Annotated in this window: 19 protein-coding genes and 1 tRNA gene; 4 read left to right on the top strand and 16 right to left on the bottom strand. The window is 35.3% G+C overall.

All coding sequences use genetic code 11. The annotated features are described in order from the left end of the window. Nucleotides 1–61 precede the first annotated feature (61 nt). From AP058_RS15425 to AP058_RS15405, 5 genes are all read right to left on the bottom strand, one after another. Nucleotides 62–523, bottom strand: coding sequence for a thioredoxin family protein (locus AP058_RS15425; protein WP_066312873.1), 462 nt, complete (start codon nucleotides 521–523; stop codon nucleotides 62–64). A gap of 37 nt (nucleotides 524–560) precedes the next feature. Beyond that, nucleotides 561–2,366, bottom strand: a complete 1,806-nt coding sequence (locus tag AP058_RS15420) for a peptide MFS transporter (RefSeq protein ID WP_066312869.1) — start codon at nucleotides 2,364–2,366, stop codon at nucleotides 561–563. A 17-nt stretch (nucleotides 2,367–2,383) separates the two neighbouring features. Then, nucleotides 2,384–3,967 carry a peptide MFS transporter gene (locus tag AP058_RS15415; RefSeq protein WP_231739699.1) on the bottom strand — a complete coding sequence of 528 codons (1,584 nt, stop codon included), beginning with the start codon at nucleotides 3,965–3,967 and terminating at the stop codon, nucleotides 2,384–2,386. Nucleotides 3,968–4,073: 106 nt separating this feature from the next. After that, nucleotides 4,074–5,576: a peptide MFS transporter gene (locus AP058_RS15410; protein ID WP_066313547.1), complete on the bottom strand. Its 1,503-nt coding sequence runs from the start codon at nucleotides 5,574–5,576 to the stop codon at nucleotides 4,074–4,076. Between the two features lie 8 nt (nucleotides 5,577–5,584). After that, nucleotides 5,585–7,753 (bottom strand): S9 family peptidase, encoded by a 2,169-nt coding sequence (locus AP058_RS15405; protein WP_066312865.1) that lies wholly within the window; start codon nucleotides 7,751–7,753, stop codon nucleotides 5,585–5,587. A 202-nt stretch (nucleotides 7,754–7,955) separates the two neighbouring features. Here AP058_RS15405 and AP058_RS15400 point away from each other — a divergent pair, with 202 nt between their 5' ends. Continuing rightward, nucleotides 7,956–9,281 (top strand): hydroxymethylglutaryl-CoA reductase, degradative, encoded by a 1,326-nt coding sequence (locus tag AP058_RS15400; protein ID WP_066312863.1) that lies wholly within the window; start codon nucleotides 7,956–7,958, stop codon nucleotides 9,279–9,281. 85 nt (nucleotides 9,282–9,366) lie between these two features. After that, nucleotides 9,367–10,284: a GYDIA family GHMP kinase gene (locus AP058_RS15395; RefSeq protein ID WP_066313541.1), complete on the top strand. Its 918-nt coding sequence runs from the start codon at nucleotides 9,367–9,369 to the stop codon at nucleotides 10,282–10,284. A 79-nt stretch (nucleotides 10,285–10,363) separates the two neighbouring features. Here the strand turns inward: AP058_RS15395 and AP058_RS15390 are convergent, their stop codons facing one another. The 6 genes from AP058_RS15390 to AP058_RS15365 all read right to left on the bottom strand — a co-directional run bounded on the left by AP058_RS15390 (nucleotide 10,364) and on the right by AP058_RS15365 (nucleotide 16,606). Beyond that, complete coding sequence (locus AP058_RS15390) at nucleotides 10,364–12,460, bottom strand: peptidylprolyl isomerase (RefSeq protein WP_066312861.1); 2,097 nt, start codon at nucleotides 12,458–12,460, stop codon at nucleotides 10,364–10,366. Between the two features lie 108 nt (nucleotides 12,461–12,568). After that, complete coding sequence (locus AP058_RS15385; RefSeq protein ID WP_066312859.1) at nucleotides 12,569–13,828, bottom strand: hemolysin family protein; 1,260 nt, start codon at nucleotides 13,826–13,828, stop codon at nucleotides 12,569–12,571. A 4-nt stretch (nucleotides 13,829–13,832) separates the two neighbouring features. After that, nucleotides 13,833–14,027 (bottom strand): hypothetical protein, encoded by a 195-nt coding sequence (locus tag AP058_RS15380; protein ID WP_066312858.1) that lies wholly within the window; start codon nucleotides 14,025–14,027, stop codon nucleotides 13,833–13,835. Nucleotides 14,028–14,031: 4 nt separating this feature from the next. After that, nucleotides 14,032–14,589 (bottom strand): LPS export ABC transporter periplasmic protein LptC, encoded by a 558-nt coding sequence (gene lptC / locus AP058_RS15375; protein ID WP_066312856.1) that lies wholly within the window; start codon nucleotides 14,587–14,589, stop codon nucleotides 14,032–14,034. Between the two features lie 45 nt (nucleotides 14,590–14,634). Next, a complete protein-coding gene (locus AP058_RS15370; RefSeq protein ID WP_066312853.1) occupies nucleotides 14,635–15,879 on the bottom strand; it encodes a hypothetical protein in 1,245 nt (414 codons plus the stop codon). Then, nucleotides 15,872–16,606 (bottom strand): type III pantothenate kinase, encoded by a 735-nt coding sequence (locus AP058_RS15365; protein ID WP_066312851.1) that lies wholly within the window; start codon nucleotides 16,604–16,606, stop codon nucleotides 15,872–15,874. Before AP058_RS15365 ends, AP058_RS15370 begins: the two co-directional genes overlap by 8 nt. 99 nt (nucleotides 16,607–16,705) lie before the next feature. On the opposite strand from AP058_RS15365, the gene AP058_RS15360 reads away from it, so the two are divergent. Continuing rightward, a tRNA-Phe gene (locus tag AP058_RS15360) sits at nucleotides 16,706–16,778 on the top strand. A gap of 676 nt (nucleotides 16,779–17,454) precedes the next feature. Beyond that, a complete protein-coding gene (locus AP058_RS16725) occupies nucleotides 17,455–17,748 on the top strand; it encodes a DUF6814 family protein (protein ID WP_369815181.1) in 294 nt (97 codons plus the stop codon). On the opposite strand, the gene AP058_RS15355 is transcribed toward AP058_RS16725, so the two are convergent. The 5 genes from AP058_RS15355 to AP058_RS15335 form a co-directional block, all read right to left on the bottom strand. Continuing rightward, nucleotides 17,701–19,284 carry an MFS transporter gene (locus AP058_RS15355; RefSeq protein ID WP_066312849.1) on the bottom strand — a complete coding sequence of 528 codons (1,584 nt, stop codon included), beginning with the start codon at nucleotides 19,282–19,284 and terminating at the stop codon, nucleotides 17,701–17,703. The genes AP058_RS16725 and AP058_RS15355 overlap by 48 nt on opposite strands. Nucleotide 19,285: 1 nt before the next feature. Then, complete coding sequence (locus AP058_RS15350; protein ID WP_066312847.1) at nucleotides 19,286–20,332, bottom strand: HlyD family secretion protein; 1,047 nt, start codon at nucleotides 20,330–20,332, stop codon at nucleotides 19,286–19,288. 21 nt (nucleotides 20,333–20,353) lie between these two features. Continuing rightward, on the bottom strand, nucleotides 20,354–21,715 hold the full coding sequence (locus AP058_RS15345; RefSeq protein ID WP_066312845.1) for a TolC family protein: 1,362 nt from the start codon (nucleotides 21,713–21,715) through the stop codon (nucleotides 20,354–20,356). Nucleotides 21,716–21,853: 138 nt separating this feature from the next. Next, a complete protein-coding gene (locus AP058_RS15340; RefSeq protein ID WP_066312837.1) occupies nucleotides 21,854–22,681 on the bottom strand; it encodes an AraC family transcriptional regulator in 828 nt (275 codons plus the stop codon). 136 nt (nucleotides 22,682–22,817) lie between these two features. Beyond that, nucleotides 22,818–23,510 (bottom strand): hypothetical protein, encoded by a 693-nt coding sequence (locus AP058_RS15335; protein ID WP_066312836.1) that lies wholly within the window; start codon nucleotides 23,508–23,510, stop codon nucleotides 22,818–22,820.

Below are 23,510 nucleotides of genomic sequence, written 5' to 3'. Positions count from 1 at the left end.
TAAACGACAAAAGTCCTTAATGACGTTATCATTAAGGACTTCTATTAGTTAAAAATAAATGCTATTTGTGACTAAGAATACTATTGGCTGCTTGAAGCCACGGTGCTGGACCACCAGCTACATAGCCAGTACTACCAAGACCTTTAAAATTTATTCTACCACCAATACTTTCTGCACTTGCAAAATATACGGTTGGAAAACCTTGTATACCAAAGGCTTGCTGTAATTCATTGTTCTGATTCTTCACTTCTGGAGATTGATTGGAACGTCTTGGATAATCTAATTCTACCAACACTACATTTTCACTTGCCCACTTTGCAAACTCTGGCGTTGTTAAAACTTCTTTTTGCAAACGAATACACCATCCGCACCAATCACTTCCAGTAAAAAAAAGAAGTAAAGGCTTCTTTACTTTATTACTTACAGCGATTGCCTCTTTAACATCAGTATGCCAATTCAAATTTTGTGCTTGCATCGATAGTGATCCAAAGACCACAAAGAGCATCATTACTATCTTTTTCATTAAAAATTTATTTTAGGCTACAAAAATACTATTTTTTTTAGCGTACACCGTGCATTAACTTTTTAATAACAGGGCTCATCACGATCGAGAACAAACCTACGGCTAGCGATATTATCGTTAACATCCAAAAGAAATAACTCAAACCGTGCTCATTAGCGATCTTGTCAATATTCTCTCCAAACATACCAGCACCTTTCATACCAATAGCTACGGCTAAATACCAAACTCCAAACATAAATGCAATCATACGTGCTGGAACTAGCTTACTTACGTAAGACAATCCAACAGGAGAAATACACAATTCGCCCATCGTATGGAATAAGTATACTAAAATCAGCCAGATCATACTAACAGAAGCGGTCTTTGCTCCAGCTTCGATTCCATTGGCTCCAAAAGCAATGCAAGCCATTCCAAGCGCTAATAATCCCATACCGATTCCGAATTTCATATTCGCAGAAGGGTTGTATTTACTTTCCCACCATTTAGAAAATAAAGGGGCTAAAGTTATAATGAACAATGAATTTAAAGTAGAAAACCACGTAGCGGGAACTTCAGTCAAGGCCGTGGTAACTTTTTCAATTTTAAGCATTTGTAAGGTGTCATCTGATAGCGTAAGATAACCTGCAGTGTAATAATCGCGGGCTAACATCCAAATTGCGATGGCCCAAACAATGATAAAGCTTGTGCTTAATATAAGATTCGCTACTGCGTAATTTTTGAATGTTTTTTGAAACAACGACAATAATACATAAGTTATAATTGCAAGTGGCAAAATAGTGATTAACGAATTAATGACTAAGAACGTTAAACTCCAACTTCCTTCCAGGACACGATTAGTATAATCACTCGCGAAAATCGTTAAACTGTTTGGAGATTGTTCAAATATTGCCCAAAAGAAAATAGTTAGAAAAGCAAAAAACGTAACCGCCATTAATTTTTGACGCGTTATTGTGGAATACTGCGTAAAACGATATACCAATAATATGATGAATAAAAGCAGTGCAGTTACAATTGCAATTGAATTTCCATTTTCGCCTAAGAAACTAAATACATTTATTTTACCACCAGATATTTTTGATGCCGGATCGTTCAAAATCCACAAAAGTCCTAAAGTGGCTGACAAACCTATAACAACCAACTGCCAAGGTGCAAACGGATTTCGTTTATCGGTATCCAAAGCTTCTGCTTTCGCAATACTTTCTTTACTTGGTTTCAAACCGATATCGCCAAAAATACTTTGCGACAACCAAAATTGTAACATTCCGAAAAACATAAATATTCCTGCTAATCCAAAACCATAACTCCAACCCACTTTCTCACCTAAATAGCCACAAAGTAAGATTCCGAAGAAAGCACCCGCATTTACACCCATGTAAAACAAAGTATAAGCTCCATCTTTCTTCTCTGGTCGATCTTTGTACATTTCAGATATAATTGAGGTCATGTTTGGCTTAAAAAAACCATTTCCAAAAACCAACAAAACCAATCCCAAGTAAATCGAAAACTCTGACTCTAACGCCATTGATGCGTGCCCTAATGTCATTAACACCGCTCCGACAACAACAGCCCATCTGAACCCGATTATTTTGTCGGCAAAATACCCGCCCAACATAGTTGATAAATAGACCAAGCCCACATAAGACCCGAATAAGGCAGATGCGTTTTCACGTGTCCATGCCCAACCACCGTCTACAAAAGAGGTGGTTAAAAATAAGATCAGCAATGAGCGCATTCCGTAAAATGAAAAACGCTCCCACATTTCTGTAAAAAACAAAACAAATAAACCCGAAGGGTGACCTAAAACAGGATTTTCAAAAAATTGATCCGTTGAATTTTGATTCATAAAATAGTTGTTTCTTTTTATTTAATACCGTGCATCATTTTTACTAATTTCCTATTGAACAGCAACAACATTAATGCGGCGAACAACGGTATGGCAGCGATAATGATAAAGAAAGTAGACATAGAATACATTGCTGAAATTTTATCTATATATGCTCCTGTAAATCCTGCAATAAAATTAGCAATTGCCGAAGCAGTAAACCAAAGTCCGAACAACAGGCCAACAAATTTCTTAGGAGATAATTTACTAACATAAGACAATCCTACCGGTGACAAACACAATTCTCCCACAGTATGAAAGAAGTATGCTAAAACTAGCCAAATCATACTAACACTCGCCGTTTTTGCTCCTTGCGGTATACTCATACTTCCGTAGGAAAGTGCAAAAAAACCAACCGCAACAAAAATAAGTCCCATTGCAAATTTAACGGGTCCCGAAGGATTCCATACTTTCTCCCATATTTTACTAAAAGAAGAAGCTAACGTAATGATGAAGAATGAATTTAAAATTTGAAACCAAGAAACAGTAACCTCCGTAGTTTCTAGAGAAAACTCACGGTTAACTTTCCAAATTCCTAATCCCCAGATTATTACAAAAGAGATGCTGGTAAAAATTATAGTTAATGGATATTTCGCATAAATTTTCTTGGCCAAACCAACTAGAACATAAGTTACAATCGCTATTGGAAAAATGGTTAAAATAGCATCTACCCATTTAAAAAATACAGCCGAATCTCCTGTTAAAGCTCTTTGCGTATAATCTTTTGCAAACAAAGTCATCGAACCTCCCGCTTGCTCAAAGGCAAAGAAGAAAAATATACTTGCAATCATTAAAACCGAAACAACGATTAATCGATCTCTAACAACGTGTGGCTCATTTGCAACTTCCGCACTTTCTTCAGCAGCTAATTCTGATTTTTTCGCAATATTTACATCTTGTCCAATTACACCGAATATTTTTTGCGCAAAGAAGAACTGTAACATTCCGAAAAACATAAATACACCTGCTAATCCAAATCCGTAATGCCATCCGATTTTCTCACCAATATAACCACACAATAACATTCCTAAAAATGCTCCTGCATTGATTCCCATATAAAAAATAGTATAGCCTGAATCTTTTTTCGAACTAGTATCTGGATACAACTGACCCACCATTGATGAAATATTTGGCTTAAACATACCGTTACCCAAAATCATAAAGAGCAATCCTATATAAAAAAAACTAGATCCAAAACCTTCTAGCGCCATAGAAATATGACCTAAAGTCATCACCAAAGCTCCAATCAAGATTGCTTTTCTATAGCCAGTAAATCGATCGGCTATCATTCCTCCTAATAAGGGAGTCAAATAAACCAGCCCTGTATATACACCGTATAATTTTAGAGCTTCTTCATTTGTCCAAGCCCATCCACCATTGATAAGTTCACTTACTAGAAAAACTGTTAATAAAGCACGCATTCCGTAATATGAAAAGCGCTCCCACATTTCTGTGAAAAACAATACAAATAACGAAGCGGGGTGATCCATAACCAACGCCTGATCAACGCCTCTGTTCTCTAAATGTTTTAGTAATAATTCATCCTGCTTTGATACCATCATTATATAGGTTTAAGTTATAAGTTATCTTTAAAAAAGTGAGTACTGTACAATATTCAAAAGAAGCACATTTCAAAAAATGAAAAGCATTTTTTTTAGATCTACTGTACTATTTTACTTCTTGCATTAATTTTTTAATCAACGGAGAAATTACAATTAGTATAACTCCCGCAATTAACGCATAAATTGCCAATTGATAGTAGCCATCGGTAAAACCAATTAATTTTTCATGCACAGAAGCGTTTTCATCTGGTGAAGACATTCCCGCACCCAATAATCCTGCAGCATATTGTCCGTAAGCACTAGCTAAGAACCACATTCCCATCATCATTCCTGACAAACGTTTCGGTGACAATTTTGTCATAATCGAAAGTCCGATTGGCGAAAGACATAATTCGGCAAAAGTAACTACCAAATACGCTACTGTAAATACATTTAAAGAAGTTATTCCTTCGACGTTTGCAAAAAATCGGGTGTAGTAAAACACATAAAAAGCTGCTGCTAAAATTAAAAATCCGATTCCAAATTTAATCACTGTATTCGGTTCAATTTTTCGCTTGGCCATTCCCAACCAAAGTAAACCAACAATTGGGCTAAAAATAATTACAAATAATGAATTTGAAGTATTGTTAACGATATTCGGGTTTATATTAAAGAACAACAGTTCATCCGATAAATTATATTTGGCAAATAAGGCTAAAGAACCACCACTTTGCTCAAAGAAGGCCCAAAAAATAACCGAGAAAAGTATAAAAATAAAGGCTGCGTATAATTTCTTTTTGGCAGCATTGTCCTTTTCCTTAAACGTTTCATATAAAAAATACAATACCGCTAATGGTCCGATTGTGTACATGAAATAATCGGTATAATCAGTATTCTTAATCATGATATAAATTAACGGAATGCTTAACAAAGCACCAATATAAACGGCTATTTCTTTAGTAGTTCGTTTAGATGGAGTCGAGTCTACAAGTGGCGAATCGCCTATAGGTCCTAAAGAATTTTTGGTAATCATAAAAGTAATCAACCCAAAAACCATAACTATTGCTGCCGCCATAAAAGCGTAACTCCATCCGTAATCTGCACTAGTACCCAAATACACACAAACAGCACCTCCTAAAAGTGCACCGATATTTATACCCGAATAAAAAAGACCAAAACCAGCATCACGTCGGCTGTCTCCCTCTTTGTACAATTCACCGACCATCGAAGAAATGTTAGGTTTAAAAAAACCAGTCCCTATAATGGTTAATGCGATTCCTAAGTAAAATAAATCTTGGGGAGAAAAAGCGATAATTAAATTTCCCGCAATCATAACAATTCCACCAAAAAATAAGGACTTTTTAAAACCTAAAATCTTATCTGCAAAAATTCCTCCAATAAAAGTAAAAGCGTAGACAAAAGCCTGAATTGCACCGTATTTTAAATTTGCTTCTTTATCAGAAAGCGAAAGACCTAATAGCTGATCAGCCATAAAAATGGTCAAAACACCACGCATTCCGTAGAAACAGAAACGTTCCCACATTTCTACTAAAAACAAATACCAAAGCTGTTTTGGATACTTTCCTTCAAAATTTTGAATTTCTTCTAAGCTTAATTTTGCGGTATTCATCTGACTCATTATAAATTATCTTTTATAAAGTTAGTCATTTTCGTGTAAAGCTGCACTCGCGTTTTCCCACCGTAAATACCATGATCGTTGTCTGGATAAATTTGCGACTCAAACTGTTTATTAGCTTGAATTAATGCTTCCATCATTTGCATTGTATTTTGCACATGCACGTTATCATCGGCAGAACCATGAATAAGTAAAAATTTACCTTTTAGTTTATCTACGTGGTTAATTGGCGAATTTTGATCATATCCTGTTGCATTTTCTTGCGGTGTGGTCATGTATCTCTCCGTATAAACGCTATCATAAAATCTCCAATTGGTTACGGGTGCCACAGCAATTGCCATTTTAAACACCTCGTTTCCTTGAAAAATACAGTTTGATGCCATAAAACCACCATAACTCCAGCCAAAAATTCCAATTCTAGTTTTATCTACATAACTGTAATTGCCCAAAACTTTCGCTGCATCAATTTGATCCTCTACTTCGTATTTCCCTAATTGCAGTTGCGTCACTTTTTTAAATTCAGCACCTTTAAATCCAGTACCACGACCATCTACACAAGCCACAATATAGCCTTGTTGCGTGAGCATCGCAAACCAATAATCGTTAGAACCGATCCATTGATTTGCTACCTGTTGTGATCCTGGACCAGAATACTGATGCATAAAAACAGGATATTTTTTATTTGGATCAAAATCTTTTGGTTTCAAAATCCAAGCATTTAACTCCTGTTCTTTTTCAGTTTTTAAGACAAAAAACTCTTTTTGCGGTAAATTATACGCTTTCAATTTTTCAGCTAGCGCTTTATTGTCTTCAATTACTTGAACCACTTTACCAGCTTTAGCATTATTTAAAGTATAAATTGTAGGTTGTGAAGCAGTAGAAAAAGTGTTGATATAGTAGTCAAAATTCGGACTGAAGGTGGCATTATTTGTTCCAATTTCGTTAGACAATGCTACTTTTTTAGATCCATCTAAACCAATTTTATACACACTTCTATTAATCGACCCATTTTCTGTCGATTGGTAAAATACCGTTTTCGATTTTTCGTCAAAACCATAGTAGCCTGTTACTTCCCAGTTTCCTTTGGTTACTTGATTTTTAAGTTTCCCGTTTTTGTCATATACATATATATGGTTGAATCCGTCTTTTTCGCTAGTCCAAATAAAACTATTGTCTTTTAAAAATGTCAAGTTATCGGTTACATCAACATACGCTTTATCTTTTTCATTCAAAACCACTTTCGGTGCTGCCGAAATACCATCGATAAAAAGTAAATCTAAATTATTTTGGTGGCGGTTTAAAACTTGGGCCGATAACACATTAGCCTCATTGGTCCACTGTATTCTTGCGATATAAAAATCATTGTACTTTCCTAAATCAACATTTTTAGTGGTATTTGCTGCAACATCTACGATATGCAAAGAAACTTCAGAGTTTTTCTCTCCTGCTTTTGGATACTTGAAGGTTTGAATGGTTGGATACAAATCCTTCTCAAAAATTGACATCGAAAATTCAGGAACTTGCGTTTCATCAAAACGAATGTACGCTAATTTTTTACTGTCTTTACTCCAATCAAACGCGCGAACAAAAGCAAATTCTTCTTCGTAAACCCAATCCGTAATACCATTAATTACAGCATTCTTTTTACCATCCGTAGTTAATTGCTTACTATTTTTAGAAGCGATATCGTATAAAAACAAATTGTTGTCTTTGGCGTAGGCTATCTTCGTTCCATCTGGAGAGAAAGTAGGCTCTTGAACCTGGAAATCAAATAATTTAGTTAGTTTTTTAGAGGCAATTTCAAACAAATAATAATCGGCCGTGAACGAATGACGAAAAATTTGAGTGGTTTTGCACGCTAATAAAATCGATTTTTCGTTGGTATCAAAAGTATAACTATCAATCATCGGTAAATCCGAATGTTCTTTGGTATCAATTAAAGTAGATACTTTTTTTAAAGTTGCATAATCATACAAATCAATTTTCATACTACGACTAGCCCTGTCAAAATCCAATACGGTATATTGATTCGTATTTTTCATGGCTTGCAACGCGTCCATTCCTTTGGTGCGAAAAGTACCATTGTAAAGACTTTCAACTGTAATTTGTTGCTGTGCAAAAATTGAACAACTTATAAATAAAAGAACTGCAGTAAATTTGTGTAAATTCATACTTTTGATTTAAATCTAAAAAAGAGCCCAATTTTAATGAAAAAAAAACACATATAGCATATTTTGTGTGTTAAATGTTAAGGAAAAATAAACTAAACATTATTGGAGCGAAACGAACTTAGGGATAAGATTACAAACAAGGCTGCATTAAAAGTTGTAAAACTCTATCTTTGCAACTCACTACGAATTTAATCAATTGATAATGAACAACGCTGTTGCTGGATTTTCAAAATTATCCAAACAAGAAAAAATAGATTGGATCGCCAATCAGTACTTTTCCTCTCCAAACGAAGCCATACGTTTACTTCAAAAATACTGGAATTCTGACGAGAAAACCCAAAAACTGCATGACGAGTTTATCGAAAACACCATTACCAATTTCTATTTACCGCTTGGTATTGCTCCAAATTTCCTAATTAATGGGCAATACAAAACAATTCCGATGGCAATCGAAGAAAGTTCGGTTGTGGCAGCAGCATCCAAGTCGGCAAAATTTTGGGCAACTCGTGGCGGTTTCAAAGCAACGGTTCTCAACACCGAAAAAATAGGACAAGTTCATTTTTTATATAGTGGAGATGCGTCGCACTTAGATCTGTTTTTTGCACAAACCAAAGCCAAATTCTTTGAGGATACGCAGGCTTTAACCAAAAACATGCAACAGCGCGGTGGCGGAATTTTGGATATTGTTCTTAAAGACAAAACCGAATCGCTCCCGAATTATTATCAATTGCATGCTACTTTTGACACCAAGGACAGCATGGGTGCAAATTTTATCAATTCGTGCTTGGAGCAATTTGCTAAGACGCTTACTGAAAACGCGCACCAATACGAACTGCTTAGAGAAAACGACGAAAGAGTCGAGGTAATTATGAGTATTTTGTCTAATTACGTTCCTAATTGTATCGTTAGAGCCGAAGTGTCTTGCCCCGTCGCAGAACTCGAAGAAAAACACATTACAAATCCACACGAGTTTGCCAAACGATTTGTTCAAGCCGTTCAAATTGCCGAGATAGAACCATTTAGAGCGGTGACGCACAACAAAGGAATTATGAATGGTGTCGATGCGGTCGTACTTGCTACCGGAAATGATTTCCGAGCTGTAGAAGCTGGCGTACATGCTTACGCAGCCAGAAGTGGATCATATTCTAGCTTATCACATGCCACAATCGAGAACGATATTTTTACTTTTTGGCTAGACATTCCATTGGCTTTAGGTACAGTTGGCGGATTAACTTCCTTGCACCCGCTCGTGAAATTTAGTTTAGAAATGCTCGAAAAACCATCTGCAGCAGAATTAATGCAAGTGGTTGCCGTAGCTGGTTTAGCACAAAATTTTGCTGCTTTACGCTCCTTAACAACCACTGGTATACAAGAAGGCCACATGAAAATGCACCTAAATAACATCATCAATCAATTTGAAGCAACCGACGACGAACGCGCTCTGATCCAAAAACACTTCAAAAAACACACGGTTTCTCATAGCGCCGTTGTTAATTATATTCAAGAAATTCGAACTACTATTTTGTAGTAGCTAATCCCGTCATCCGCTGTATCTTTTGTGGCGAACACCGCCACAAAAGGATGCCGCTGCTACCGGGGCTAAAAAAACCGACATGCAACAAACTTATTACAGTAACGGAAAACTCCTAATTACAGGTGAATACTTAGTTTTAGACGGTGCAATTGCTTTGGCATTACCCACCAAAACCGGACAAAATTTAGTGGTTTCACCTGGAGAAAATCAACAAATTCAATGGAAAAGCTACGATTTTGACGGTTCAATCTGGTTCGAAAATAATTTTTCCTTTGACGCCATCATAGCAAACAAAAAACCAGAAATAGAAACCATCGAAAGTACGCTGATCAACATTTTGCACGAAGCGTATTTACTTGATCCAAATTTTATAAAAACAGCAAAAGGCTATCAAGTCGAAACCCATCTTACGTTTCCTAGAAAATGGGGATTAGGCACATCTTCCACTCTATTAAACAACATAGCGCAATGGGCCAAAATTGACGCGTTTACGCTGCTTAAAAATAGCTTTGGAGGCAGTGGATACGATATTGCTTGCGCGCAAAACGACAAGCCCATAACTTATCAATTAATCGATGGAGAACCAAAAGTTACAACCGTCAGTTTTGAACCTGATTTTACAGCTAACATTCACTTTATCTACCTCAATAAAAAGCAAAGTAGCAAAGCTGCCATCAGCGCATACTACAACCACAAAAGCAACAATTTAGCACATAATATAGCCACCATAAACAACCTCACCGAAAAAACCTTAACTGCCGAGACCGCAAAAGATTTCGCTAAGACCCTGCAGCAGCACGAGATTTTTATGAGTAATGTTTTAGAACTGCACACAGTCAAAGAACATTTTTTCTCTGATTTTGATGGGGTAATTAAAAGCCTAGGTGCATGGGGAGGCGATTTTGTCATGGCTATCTCAAAAGAAAATCCAAAACAATATTTTACAGACAAAGGTTACGATACCGTTTTGGCTTACGACGAAATGATACTTTTATAACCAAAAAATTTATTCAATAAAAAAAGCCGAAACAAATATATGTTTCGGCTTTTTTTACCTTTTATAATTTCAGAGAATCTTAGTAATTAAACTGACTTCTGTTATCTTTTATCTTCGCATTGTCTTTCAATGCAGGAAGAACTCTACCCGCTTGTGAAGCATTTTGCGAATTTAAAGAAGCTACGTACGAAGCGTGGTCTTTTAAAGCAGGTGCTTTAACAACACTTTTTGTTTGCACTACATAAACCCCTGTTGTACCTTCAATTGGAGTAGACATTTTGTTTGCTGCCAAAGCAAAAGCAGTTCCCACTACTTTAGGCTCAAAACCTACACCAGTCAACATTGGATTTGCCAAAGTAACATCTGTAGCTTGTAAGACTGTAGTTCCCGCCGCTTTAGCAACAGCGTCCATAGAAGTTCCTTTCATTTTAGCTTTAAGCATTTCTGCTTTTTTCTCTTTAATTAAAATTGGCTCTACAAAAGGTCGTGCTTGATCTACAGGCATTAAACCTTCTTTATTTACTTTTTTCAATTTAGCAATAACGTGACCTACGTTTGCTACTTCAAAACGTTTTACATCACCAGTGCTTGTTTCTTTATCAAAAGCCCATCTCACTAACGTTCTTTGATTTCCAATAGGTCCAAAACGCTCGTCCATTGGTTTTAAAGTTACTGGAGCAGCAACAGTTAATTTCATTTCTTTTGCAGTCGCGTTAAAATCTTTATCAGCAGCAGCCATTTCAAATTTAGTTGCTTGTGTAAATATTCTGTCCGACGTGCTTTCAGAAGCTTGTACTTTTTGAGCAACAGTTGCCAAGCGAATTCCGTCTTGTTTGTCTGTTACTTTAATGATATGAAAACCAAAAGGCGTTTCTACTAAACCAATGCTTCCAATCGAATTATTAAATACAAAATCATTAAATGGCTTTACCATTTGGTTTGGTCCGAAATAACCTAAATCACCACCTTGTTGTGCCGAAGAATCATCAGATGCAGTAAATGCTAACATTAAAAAACTGTCTGGATTTGCTTTTACTTGAGATAGAACTTCTTCTGCTTTTGCTTTTGCTTCCTCTTTACTTCTTTTTTCTTTTTGGTTTGGAACTTGAGTACCTTCATAGCTAATCAAAATATGACTTGCTTTTACATTCACACCACTTTTTTTACCTAATGATTTAGAAATACACATGTAGTTTCCAAAAACATAAGGTCCGTAAATTTCTCCTGGAGCTAAATTGAATAATTTATCTGCATCTACAGCTGGCAAACTGTTTTTAGCAATGTAAGTTGAATCGTAAGGAACATCTGAATTAGAGTTCACAAATTCAGACATGTTTTTTGTAGTTCTAAAACCAGCTAAAGTATCATTTTTACCAGTAGCTTGGTTGTAAACAACACTTCCGCTCAATAAAGAATTTAATTTTGCTTTAATATCTGACACATCTTCTGTCGAAGGTTTATCTTCAATTGCTACATATTCTACTTCACGAGATTCATCTGCTTTAAATTTTTTCTCGTTTTTTTTCATGTATGAAGTAATATCAGCATCGCTAATTTTGACATCACTATCTTTTATAGACGAAAACAAACCAGCAACATAAGAAAAGTTAGCTTTTCCAGCTTCCATTTCATATTGCATTTTACCTTCAGCAACTGTAGTGTATAATCCTGCTTTTACCAATGTATTGTACATTTGGAACTTTGCATTCAATTCAGCATCTGCTTCTCTATCTTTTAAAAACTGCGCTTGCTCTGGATTGCTTTTAAAGAATTCTTTGAATTTATTTACATCAAACATTCCAGCAGCATTTAAAAACATCGGGTTTCCACCAATATTTTGATCTGTTTTTAAAACTTCTAGTAAGTGTTTTTCGCCAACTTGTAAACCTAATTTATCAAATTCTGAAGTTAATAAAGCAACCGAAACTTCTTGGTCCCAAACTCTGTTTGCAGCTTCAGTAGACGTAATTCCTTGTCCACTTTTTTCAACATTCGTTACTTTTACTCTAAAATCTTCAAATGAAATATCTTTATCATTGATACTTCCTACATCTTTTGAACTTTGACTTAATGTTCCGTTACCAATAAGATCTTGAATGATAAAAGCAAATAATGCAACTGCAATAACCCCTATCAATAAAGCGGAACGCTGTCTAATTTTTTCTAAAACTGCCATTTTTATTGTTGTTAATTTGATATTCAGTTTGCGAAAATACAATTATCTACTTAATAATAATACAAGTACTGTTTTATTTTAAAAGATTTTTCTATTTTCTAAAAATAATCACTCTTTTATTGTCATTCGAACCAATTCGACACGCTTATTTATGGCTTCTTCTATGATAAAGTGATAATTTCCTATTGTAATTTCTTCACCTATTTGCGGAATTTCTTTGGTGTGATCCACAATAAACCCTCCTAAAGTACCGTATGAATCTTCTTCTGGAATATCTAGTTTGTACGTTTCATTTAAATACTCCACATCCAATCGAGCTGAAAATAGATATTCGCCCTCTTTAATTTCTTTCTCGATTAATTCCTCGTCAGAATCATGTTCGTCTTCAATTTCTCCAAAAAGCTCTTCTACAATATCTTCTACCGTTATTATTCCCGACGTTCCACCATACTCATCTAAAACGATAGCAACACTTTTACGTTTCTTAATCAATATATTAAGTACATCTTTTATAAAAATTGTTTCAGGAACAAATTCTGCCGACATTAAGATAGATTGAATCGTCTTGGGTTTTTTAAATAAGTCAAAAGAGTGTACGTAGCCCACAATATCATCTAAACTTTCATTGCAGATCAATATTTTAGAATAGCCTGTTTCTACAAAGATTTCTCTAAGTTCAGATACAGAGTCTGATATATCAACCGCAGAAATCTCGGTACGAGGCGTCATAATATCTCTTGCCTTTACACCTGAAAACTCCAATGCATTTTGAAAAATTTGAATTTCAGAATCAACCTCTTCGTTGTCTTCAACAGAACTCATTTGTTCGGTAATGTAATTGCCTAATTCTACTTTCGAAAAATACAACTGCACTTGATCTCCTTCAGTTTTGAAAAATTTTCTCAGAAAAAAATCAGAAACCCAAATAAAAAATGTGGAGAGATAGTAAAAAAGACGGTAAAAAATGTAAGCAGGAATAGCAAAAATCTTAATTAAACTATTGGCATAAATCTGAAAAAAGACTTTCGGAAAAAATTCGGCTGTTAACAAGACGACAAACGTAGATATTACGGTTTGAATTAGTAAAGCTGTAAATTCTGAAAACTCATATCCGGAAGAAACGATCCATTTTAAAATTAAATCCCCCATAAAAAACCCGTAAATAACGAGCGCCACGTTATTACCAATAAGCATCGCAGCAATAAACTTGGATGGTTTTGCTGTAAGTCTGGTTAATATTTTGGACAGGAAATTGTCTTGTTTTTTCTCAATTTCTAAATAGATTTTATTTGAAGAAATAAAAGCAATTTCCATTCCTGAGAAAAAAGCAGAAAAAAACAAACATAGTACGATAATACTAATTTCCATTTATTTATGGTTTTTTGTTGCGATCTTCCATTTTCTTGGCAAATCTTTTTCTAAAGAAGAACATCGAAATGGCTACTACTGCAATAGCAAAACTAAGCCAGTACGTTGTATCTTCATGCGATACTTTTACAAAACCATCGTAGAGGAAAAAAACCCCAAAAAACAAATAAACATACGTTGTATATTTTAAATAGCGCATAATATTACTCTTTTGTTTCTAACTCGCCACTGACGCGTTGCGAATTAATAATTTTAAAATCTTTACTAAAATCTATTCCTTGACCATACGAAACACCTTTCGTATTATCAGTCAATTTAAATTTTCTTTCGGTGTAAAACCATTCGTTTTTTTGATCAAAAAACAGCTGTTCGGTTTCTAATTTTTGCCCTGCTTCAGAACTAATTCTTACGTTTCCTTGCAAATCAATTATGCCGGTTTGTTTGTAAGAAACAGCATAATTAGCGACAATAAAGGTACGTTTTCCTTTTTTATCATACAAAGTAACATCAATACCTTTTGGAAAATCGGTAAACGGAAAAGCTACGGTAGCATAATCTAGCATTTTAGGGCTTTTAAGAACGCCTGTAATTCGACCAGAATCAGTATATTTTACATCGACTGTATCCGCGTCACTTGCAGGTACAAACTCACTGTAGTTTATTTTCTGAACATCTTTAAAATTACTCTCGCAACCAAAAAACAGTGTCACAGCAAGAGCTGTGACAAGTGTAGGTATTCTGATATTTTTTAGTTGAATCATTTGTAAATGTAACACATTTAAATTCACGCCAATTTAGAAAATGAATTAATCAAATTTACTCTTTCTAAACCACTTGTCGTTAAGTGAAAAACCGATACTTACATTAAAATAATTTTCTTGTATCAATCCAGAGTTAGTAGTTCCTTTTTTACCTACTTCTAATCCTAAATTAACGTTAGAGAACACTCCAGTAATAGGAAATCCAGCTCCAACGGTAAGAGCGATATCGTTAATATCTTCCGAATTAATAATTAATCCAGATTTCTCATATCTAAATCCTCCACGGTAAACAATCCTTTCAAAATAGCTTGAAAATGAATTGTAGTTTGGAATATAATATCCTCCAACGGCATATTTAGCATAGCTTTTATAAATCACATCTGTAGACGGCGCAGTTCCCAAGTTGTCATCAAAATCTGAAGCTCCTTGAAAAGTAAGTTGCGTACCTATTAACCATTTTCTTTTTTCACCAATACCTGCACCAAGACTTATTTTTCCTGGAATTTTAAGTCCGACTTTCGAGCGCATTGTAGGCAAACTATCTAATATAAAGTTATTAGAGTCAAAAGTTGAAATTTGACGCATATTGTCAGAATTAAGATTTGCAGCGAATCCGTAACTAGCGCTTCCGTACAAATTTAATTTGGTGTTAATTTTTGTTTCGTACATGGCGCCCACATTAAAATTAACTCCAGATAATTCCGATCGATTTTTTTGTCGCGTTCCAACTGGAACAGTCGGAATAAATTCTAAACTAGTCGACTCTATTTTACCAAAACCATATTGAATATCAGCTCCTATAGAGAATCCCGGTTTTATCATATAACCAAGGCCTAAAAATACTTTACTTAATCCTCCAGAACCATCGTTTCTTTTACTTGCGATTGTTGGATCGTTCGATATCGATTCGATGCGGTATCCCACTGAAGAATATGGAATCAAACCAAACGCCATTCCGAATTTACCCATTGGAACACCAACAGCTAAATAATCGAAAGTAGATCGATTTGTGCCCACGCTTTCTTTATCTGTTTTTAGTGTCGTACTTGAATAAGAGGCTCCCACCCCAAAAGTGGTTAACTTTAAAGCAGAATAGCTCGCTGGATTCTGAATATTTAAGTGAATACTATCCATTTCTACTCCTACTCCAGCCATCGAGCGTGTTTCTAATGATCCTTTGAACCGAATATCACCAATACCAAAATAAGAATAAGGGGAAGAAGTTCCTTCTTGAGCAAAAGAAACAAGAGACACGAGCAAAAAAGTGCCTATAAGAATTTTTTTAATCATTGTTGATTTTGTATAGATATAATTGATTCAAACTTTCTAAAAGGAAATTTGAATTGGCAAATATGGTATTTTTTAATCGTTTAGCCAAAAAATCTGAATCTCCACCCGTTAAAATTATTATAAAATTTAAAAAAGAAGTGGCATATTCGACTACAAAACCATCTATCTCATAGATAAATCCGTTCACTATTCCGGAATGAATCGATTGATTGGTTGAATTTCCTATAAAACTTTGTGGTTCTTCAAGGTGCAACAATGGTAATCTTGCCGTGTAATTGTGTAGCGCTTCATAACGCAGTCGCAAACCTGGCGCAATGGCGCCGCCTAGATAATTATCTTCCGCATCTATAAAATCGTAGGTCACGCAAGTACCTGCATCGATCACTAATCTATTTTGCTTTGGATATAACAAAGTAGCTCCAGCAGCCAATACCATTCGATCAATTCCTAATGTGGTAGGTGTTTCGTATTTGTTTTGAAAGGGGAAAATATCCTTATGTGTGATAAAATGAACGGTGAGTTGTTTTTCGAAAGCCAAAAAAGCGTGTTTTTCTATTTTCCCAACCGAAGCAACCATCAAAACTGTAGTCTTTCGAAATTTTTTTAAAATATTTTCAATTTTTTTTTCGAGCTCAATCGCGTCAAAAACAAAAACTTCTAAAAGACTAGTATCCTCAAAAACAGCTGCTTTAATTCGGGTATTACCCACATCAATTGCTAAAATCATATTTAAATATTTGCTTTGGCAAAGGTACAAATAGATTTTTTTTAAAAATTGTTTTGGATAAACTAAAAAACATCCTATATTTGCACCCGCAACAAGCACGGTACCTTAGCTCAGTTGGTAGAGCAATGGACTGAAAATCCATGTGTCCCTGGTTCGAACCCTGGAGGTACCACAAAACCCACTCAAACGAGTGGGTTTTTTGTTTTTATACAGTTTGTAAAAAACATACATTCTCTTCTACTAAAATTTTCCGCTCTACAACTATGCTTTTCAGTAAACAATTAGACACGAAAAAAGTGAATTGAAAAATACGAGCACTCTTTCCCTACTTTTACTGCTTTTTATCTACTTTGACCACTTTTGCTGCCGGATTTGTTGTACGACTATTTGGTGAATTACTAGGAATTGTGTTGTTACTCGGCACTCCTCTTTTCGTGCTATTTGGTTGAGTAAGCGATAAAATTGGAAGAAAGTACCTCATGATGAGCGGGATGCTCTTGGCCGTTTTACTATATCGTCCTATTTAACAAAACAGTACGAAACCACAAACTTGGTCAACAAAACAGAATTATGTACTCTTGCTACCTCAGCAAATAATATAGATAACAAACAAAGCTACGCTACTACTATTATTTATACTGATCAAACAGTTGCCATATACAAAAGAATTACAGAAACTTCTAGTCAGAAAATGAAATGAGACGGTCGTACCGAAATTACAATAAATGCTTCAGACCAATGGGCTTTGGTATTCAATCACAATTGCTTCTATTTGTTTTGTCATCGGAATGATTTACATTGATAATACTAAAAAGACCAACGATTAACCACTTTTAAAAGTAGTAAACATGACTAAAGTCAAAAGAATATTAGGAATCCTTTGGTTGGTATTAGCTGCTGCTGCCTCTTATTTTTGTGTATTCGAATTTGGTTTGCCAAAATTCTTCTCTCATAAGCAAGAAGATTTGGTTTTCGGAATCATTATATTATTTATTCTTACGCCACTTATAGTATCCAGATTAGGTGTTTTTGGTTACTTCGCCATTAAAGAGATTAGGATAGTGAAAATCTATAAAGGAGCGAAGGACTCTATTTTAACCAATCCAGAGTTTCTTTTTAAAGAAGTTAAAGCTTTGTTTTAAATGTTGATTGAAGAAAATAAAAACAATTAAAAGCACTAAGCCATAACCGACTGCTGTATAAATCTCCATATCACTCAGTAAAATTGACTGTTTGTTCACGGCGTTCAAAATTTTTTTTAAAGCTAGCGTATGAGCATCATCATCAGAAAATCCTTTAGCGATAAAACCTTGAGCCGATTTTGCTAATGCTTCTTGAGTTTTAATGCTACTTGCAGTTACAAATTGACTGAATTTTAAAAAATGCTTCTTCTGCAAAAAAACTACTGCATTTTGCATAATACAAAATCCGATGGTGCTTCCCCAAAAACGAGCGGAAACAGCAGCAATTCCCGAAGAAGGAATTAACTTTTGAGGAACAGTTGATGTGGTAAAAAACACCAAAGGGACAAACAATAACCCGACGCCAACACCTTGAATTACATAAGGGAGTACAATATCTGACAAAGCAACATCTGGCACAAAAAGAAAACTAAACCAAAAATGAAAAAGTGCTAAAAGTGAAAATCCCATTATAAAAATATATTTTGTTGGCACGGACTTTATTAAAAAAAGAGCTGCCAAAACAAGTCCGATCACGTTTCCAAATCCGTTGAGATATTGTACCGCTGCTACTCTTGACGGATCCCAGTTCCAGATCGAAAACATTGCCGTATGACACAAACTGAGTGTTGCTCTACAGATATAAAACAGAAAAAAAAGTAAAAAACCAATTCGCAAATTGGCGTACCTAAAAACTTCAAAATTAAAACTTGGTCTTTTCACCGACAGTTCTTTAAAAACAAATAAACCTGCAGTGAGGAGCGAAAGTATCAAACTAAAAACCAATTGTGACGAGTCGAACCAGTACAGCTTTTCGGCATATACAAAAAAATACGCGCCAGATAAAATAGCAGTCAATACCAAAACATAACTGACCCAATCGATTTGATACAATGGAATTTTCTTTGTAATTCGATGCCCTCTAAATGTTATCAGAATTAAAAAAACATTCAGAACTTGCAACATACCCGAAACATACAACATATATTTCCAATCGTAATTATCCAGAAACCAAACCCCAATATTCATTATGAAAGGCGTAGATAATAACAAAGAACCGTAGTAAAATGAAAAGCCAATTACAATAGCATTTTTGCTATGAAAACGCTCGATTAATAACTGTCGAATGGTAAGTGCGGGTAACGCCATTAACATCCCTTCGATCATTCGTAATAAAAGAAATAAAGCAAAATTATGAGTGTAAGAAGATGAAATAATCGTGATCGCAATTAGCGAATAAATCGCCATCAAGTAATTTTTTGCAGGAAAGAAACTAGAGAATCTGTTTTCTATCAAAATCGTGGCTAATAGCGTGCCGTAAGTTACAGACATTGCAAATTGCAGATCTTCGGGCTCTATGTCTAAAAAACTGGCTGCATACGCCACGTTCGACGTATATACTCCTAATAAAATCATCGATTGCAGCAAGCAAACAAATAAAATTACAATAATCGCCCAATTGGGAACCCATGATTTAAAAACACTTTGATTATTCATACTAACGATCTTCTGCGATGACTTTTACGTTCATGCCTGCTCTCAAAAAATCGGACTGCTTATTCATTTCTTTAAGTTTAATTTTTACTGGAATTCGCTGTTCAATTTTTACAAAATTACCTGTCGCATTATCTGGCGGAAGTAGCGAAAAACGTGCACCACTAGCAGGTGAAATACTACTGATGGTTCCGACATAACTAACTCCACTCATTGCGTCGACTTCCACATTTACTTCTTGTCCCACCTTCAAATATTGCAATTGCGTTTCTTTAAAATTAGCTGTAATCCATTTCTCTTTGCTTACTATAGACACTACAGTTTGCCCTTCTTTAATTAACTGTCCGCGTTGAATCGTTCTTTTACCAACCCAACCGTCATACGGAGCTGTTATTATTGTGTACGAGAAAAAGAGTGCGGCATGATCTGCGACCGCTTGCTTTGCCTGAATTAATGTTTGTACGGAAGGCACATTCGCAGCTGCTTGCGATGTGCTCAAATTAGCCAATCGAATTCGGTCTTTCATCTCTTGATAGTGTGCTTGAGCTGCTTCATAATCGGCATTTACTTTTTCTACTTGTTGCTCTGTTGCCGCATCTTCGGCCAACAAAGCTGTGTAACGCTGAAACTCCAACTTCGTTTTAAAAAGATTAGTTTGAGCCGCTTTTAACTGTGACTCACCAATTGCAGTACTACCCGCTGTGGTCGCCACATTTTTTTGGGCTACGATCGTATTTTGTTTCGCTAAATTTACATCGGCCAAAGCCACCTCTAACTTAGCTTTATATTCGCGATTGTCGATCACTAACAACGTATCTCCCTGATGTATAAATTGATTTTCTTCGTAACGAACTTCTTGTACATAACCCGTAATTCTGGACATAATTGGGGTTACATATTGCTCAATTTGGGCGTCGTTGGTTTCTTCGTGATTGGCATTAAAAATATAAAACCAAATCCCCAAAATAATTCCGCTTGCTATGAGCAGTAGCGCGATTAATTTTACAAAAACGTGAAAAATATGATTTGTTTTATTACTTTTATTTGTCATTGGATGTATCTCGTGTTTTTATTATAATTTAAATTCTTCTTTTAATAAACCTGCGGTATGGAGCAATTTATAATGCTTCATTGCTGCATCGATTCGAGTGGCAATTTTACTGTATCTGGCTTGCAATAATGAATTGTCTGCATCGACCATTTCGGTTATTAAAACCAACTGATTGAGGTATTTTACTTTGACGATGCGGTAATTCTCCTCTGCTAACTCTAACGATTTATCAACCACCTTAAACGTCTCTATAGCTTCTTGATAATGCACGTGGTTTTTATACAACTCATCTTGTACTTTATCTTTTACAATTTTAGTTTCCATTTTTTGCCATTCTAATTTTGTATCCGCTATGTGCATTTTAGTCTTATTTTTATACAGTTCCGAAAGATCAAAACGAGCTTCTATACCAATTTGACCTAAACTATACAAATATGGTTCTGGCGGAAAAAACATATAATTGGGATATTTTAGAGCATAATTTCCAAAAAAATTAATGCTCGGATAATAATTCCCTTTAATCAAATTCATTTCTGTTTTTCTAATATTCACTTGTTGATTCGCAATTCGAATGTCTTCGTTATTCAAAGCGCGGCTCAAATACAAATCGTACGGATCAACTTTATTTTCGTTTATAATTGCACTGCTGTCAACACTAATTTCTTGTTCTTCGGGCAATTGCAATAAGGTTTTAAAATCGTGCAGTAAAATTTGAATATTCTTCGAATTGTTTAATGCGGTCAATTCACGATCGGTCAGCTGTAATTCTGCACGTAGCACCTCATTTTTGGTAACGGTTCCGTGCTTTTGTAGGGAGTGCACTTCTTTCAGCCGATTTTGTTCTTCTTTGATGTTTTCCTCGATAATTTTCTGAAGTTCCCTCAATTTATAAATTTCTAAATAGGTCGAAATAACCAGTAGCTGAACATCATTTTCGACTTTCTCTTTAGTAATTCCAGCAATTTCAACCTGTTGTTTGGCAATTTCAATCGCATTATTAATTTTATTACCAGCATAAAGAGGCATTCTAAAGTCGGTTTTAAGATCATACATTTCAGGAATGGTGTGTACAACTTCCTTTTCTTTCATAAAACTACTTTTAAATTGAGTCAAATTTGAAATACGAGAATACCCGCCACTAATTTCAACATCGGGCAAACGGAGTTCTTTACTTTCTTTTACATTTTCCTCTAAAAGATGTATATCTAATTGTGATTTCAGAATGGATAGATTATTTTCTTTGGCGATCTGCAACGCTTCTCGAAGTGATAAGAAATTATTTTGCTGCGCTTTTAAAGAATTTAGGCCAAATAAAACAAGGACAAGAAGCATTTTTTTAAAAAATGGATCTGTCAAGAGCGTACTTTTTTTAGGTATTATCATTGCATCAAATAAATTGAGATGCAAAGTTCTTACATTTTTTGTATTGACTGATTATCTTAAAAAGACAACATCGTATTCATTTCGGACATTCGTAAAAAACGATATCGGTCCTACTCTACAGTCATCTCTACGACGAAATCAATCTACTGATTGCTCTAGAATTCCCGTTTGATTTAGATAATCAGAGGGGCGTTGTCGTAGTATTTTATAAAAAGTATTACTAAAAGTCGGCACACTACTGTAGCCTACTTTTTCGGCAATTTCTTTTATAGAAAGCTTTCTGTCTAGCAATAATTCGATTGCTTTAATAATTCTCCTTATGGTATAATATTGCATAAAAGACATGCCCAAATCGTTCTGAAACAAGCGATACAAAGAGCGTTCGCTATAACCGAACTGCTCTGCAACTCGAGTAAACAAAATAGGCTCTCCTATTGAGTTATCGATAAATTTTAAAATTTTACTCAAGCGTTCATCTTTGGCTTTTGGCAACTCTAAAGGTAAATTACGCAGGCAAAGTTGCGGAAGAATTGCTTTGATACCGCTTGCGATAACAAAATTTGCGGTTCCCTTTTTTAGATCGCCGCTCCATCTATTGGTAAAAAGCATCATTTGTAGTAGTAAATCATTAACGGGATAAATACCTTCTATTTGGTAAAATACATCTTCATTTGCTTCGGTAGGAAAATACAAATTTCGCATAATTACTTTTCCCGATTTAGGATGAATACTGTGCGCTACACCACTTGGAAGCCATATAAAATGACGAGCAGGCAAAAAATAAGATTTGGAATCGGTAATCACAAAAACCACATCTCCTTCGGTATAGAGCAGTTGCGCTTTTAGGTGTTGGTGAGTCGGAACAAATAATTCTCCCATAAGATCGTGGTGGCAATAAATACTTTTTTTATCGGCATCTACTTTCTTGAGGTAATCTTCATTGATCGCATGTTTCAATTGTTCCATAATTTGTTCGTACAGCTTTTGTACAAATTTCAATAAACTTTTTGAATTTTAAACACAAAAAAGCTGCCTAAAATAAGGCAGCTTTTTCCTCTAAAAAAACAAATTCACTAACTATTTACTATCAAACTACGAAGATTTAGTTCGTTTTAAAATTCCAAACTTGACCAATTGTTTCGCCACCGTTATTGTCTTTTACAACTACTTTCCAATAATAATTAGTAGCTGCAACAGCATTAAGACTGAATTGGGCAGCATCACTATTTTGAGCACTTAGTGCAGTAGGCGGGTTGGTCGGCCCTACATATACGTCATAGCTTAAGCGATCATTAACGTCGGCATCTAAAGCAGTCCAACTTAGGTTAACCGTACCCGAACTTACCACCGAATTTGCTGCTGGCAGCAGTAATTCTGGCGCAAAAGGCAAATGATTCTGCTTGGCATTCCCTTCCGTATAAAACGTACTAACCGAAGAATACGCACTAGAAGCATTTTTATTGTCGGTCGCTTTTACTCGCCAGTAATAGGCTTTATTTTTTTCTAAAGTAAAAGTTTGGTCGGTAACAGTAGCTTCTTGTGTCTTCACAATTTGCGCAAACTGATTGTCGGTTGCAATTTGTATTTGATACGAAATAACATCTTTATTAGCATCTGTCGACGCATTCCATTGAAAAAACACGATATTATTAACACACAACTTCGCATTGGCGGGGGCAACTATTGTGGGCACAGACGGCGCAGTATTTAATTCGGGCTGCGCGGGATCATCTGTGTTTTTTCCACAAGCCACTAAAAACAAACTAAGTCCTGCTAGATAAAAAAACTTTTTCAT

It is taken from the genome of Flavobacterium sp. TAB 87 (assembly GCF_001529295.1).
Taxonomy (GTDB): domain Bacteria; phylum Bacteroidota; class Bacteroidia; order Flavobacteriales; family Flavobacteriaceae; genus Flavobacterium.
This window is presented reverse-complemented; position numbering and strand designations above follow the sequence as displayed.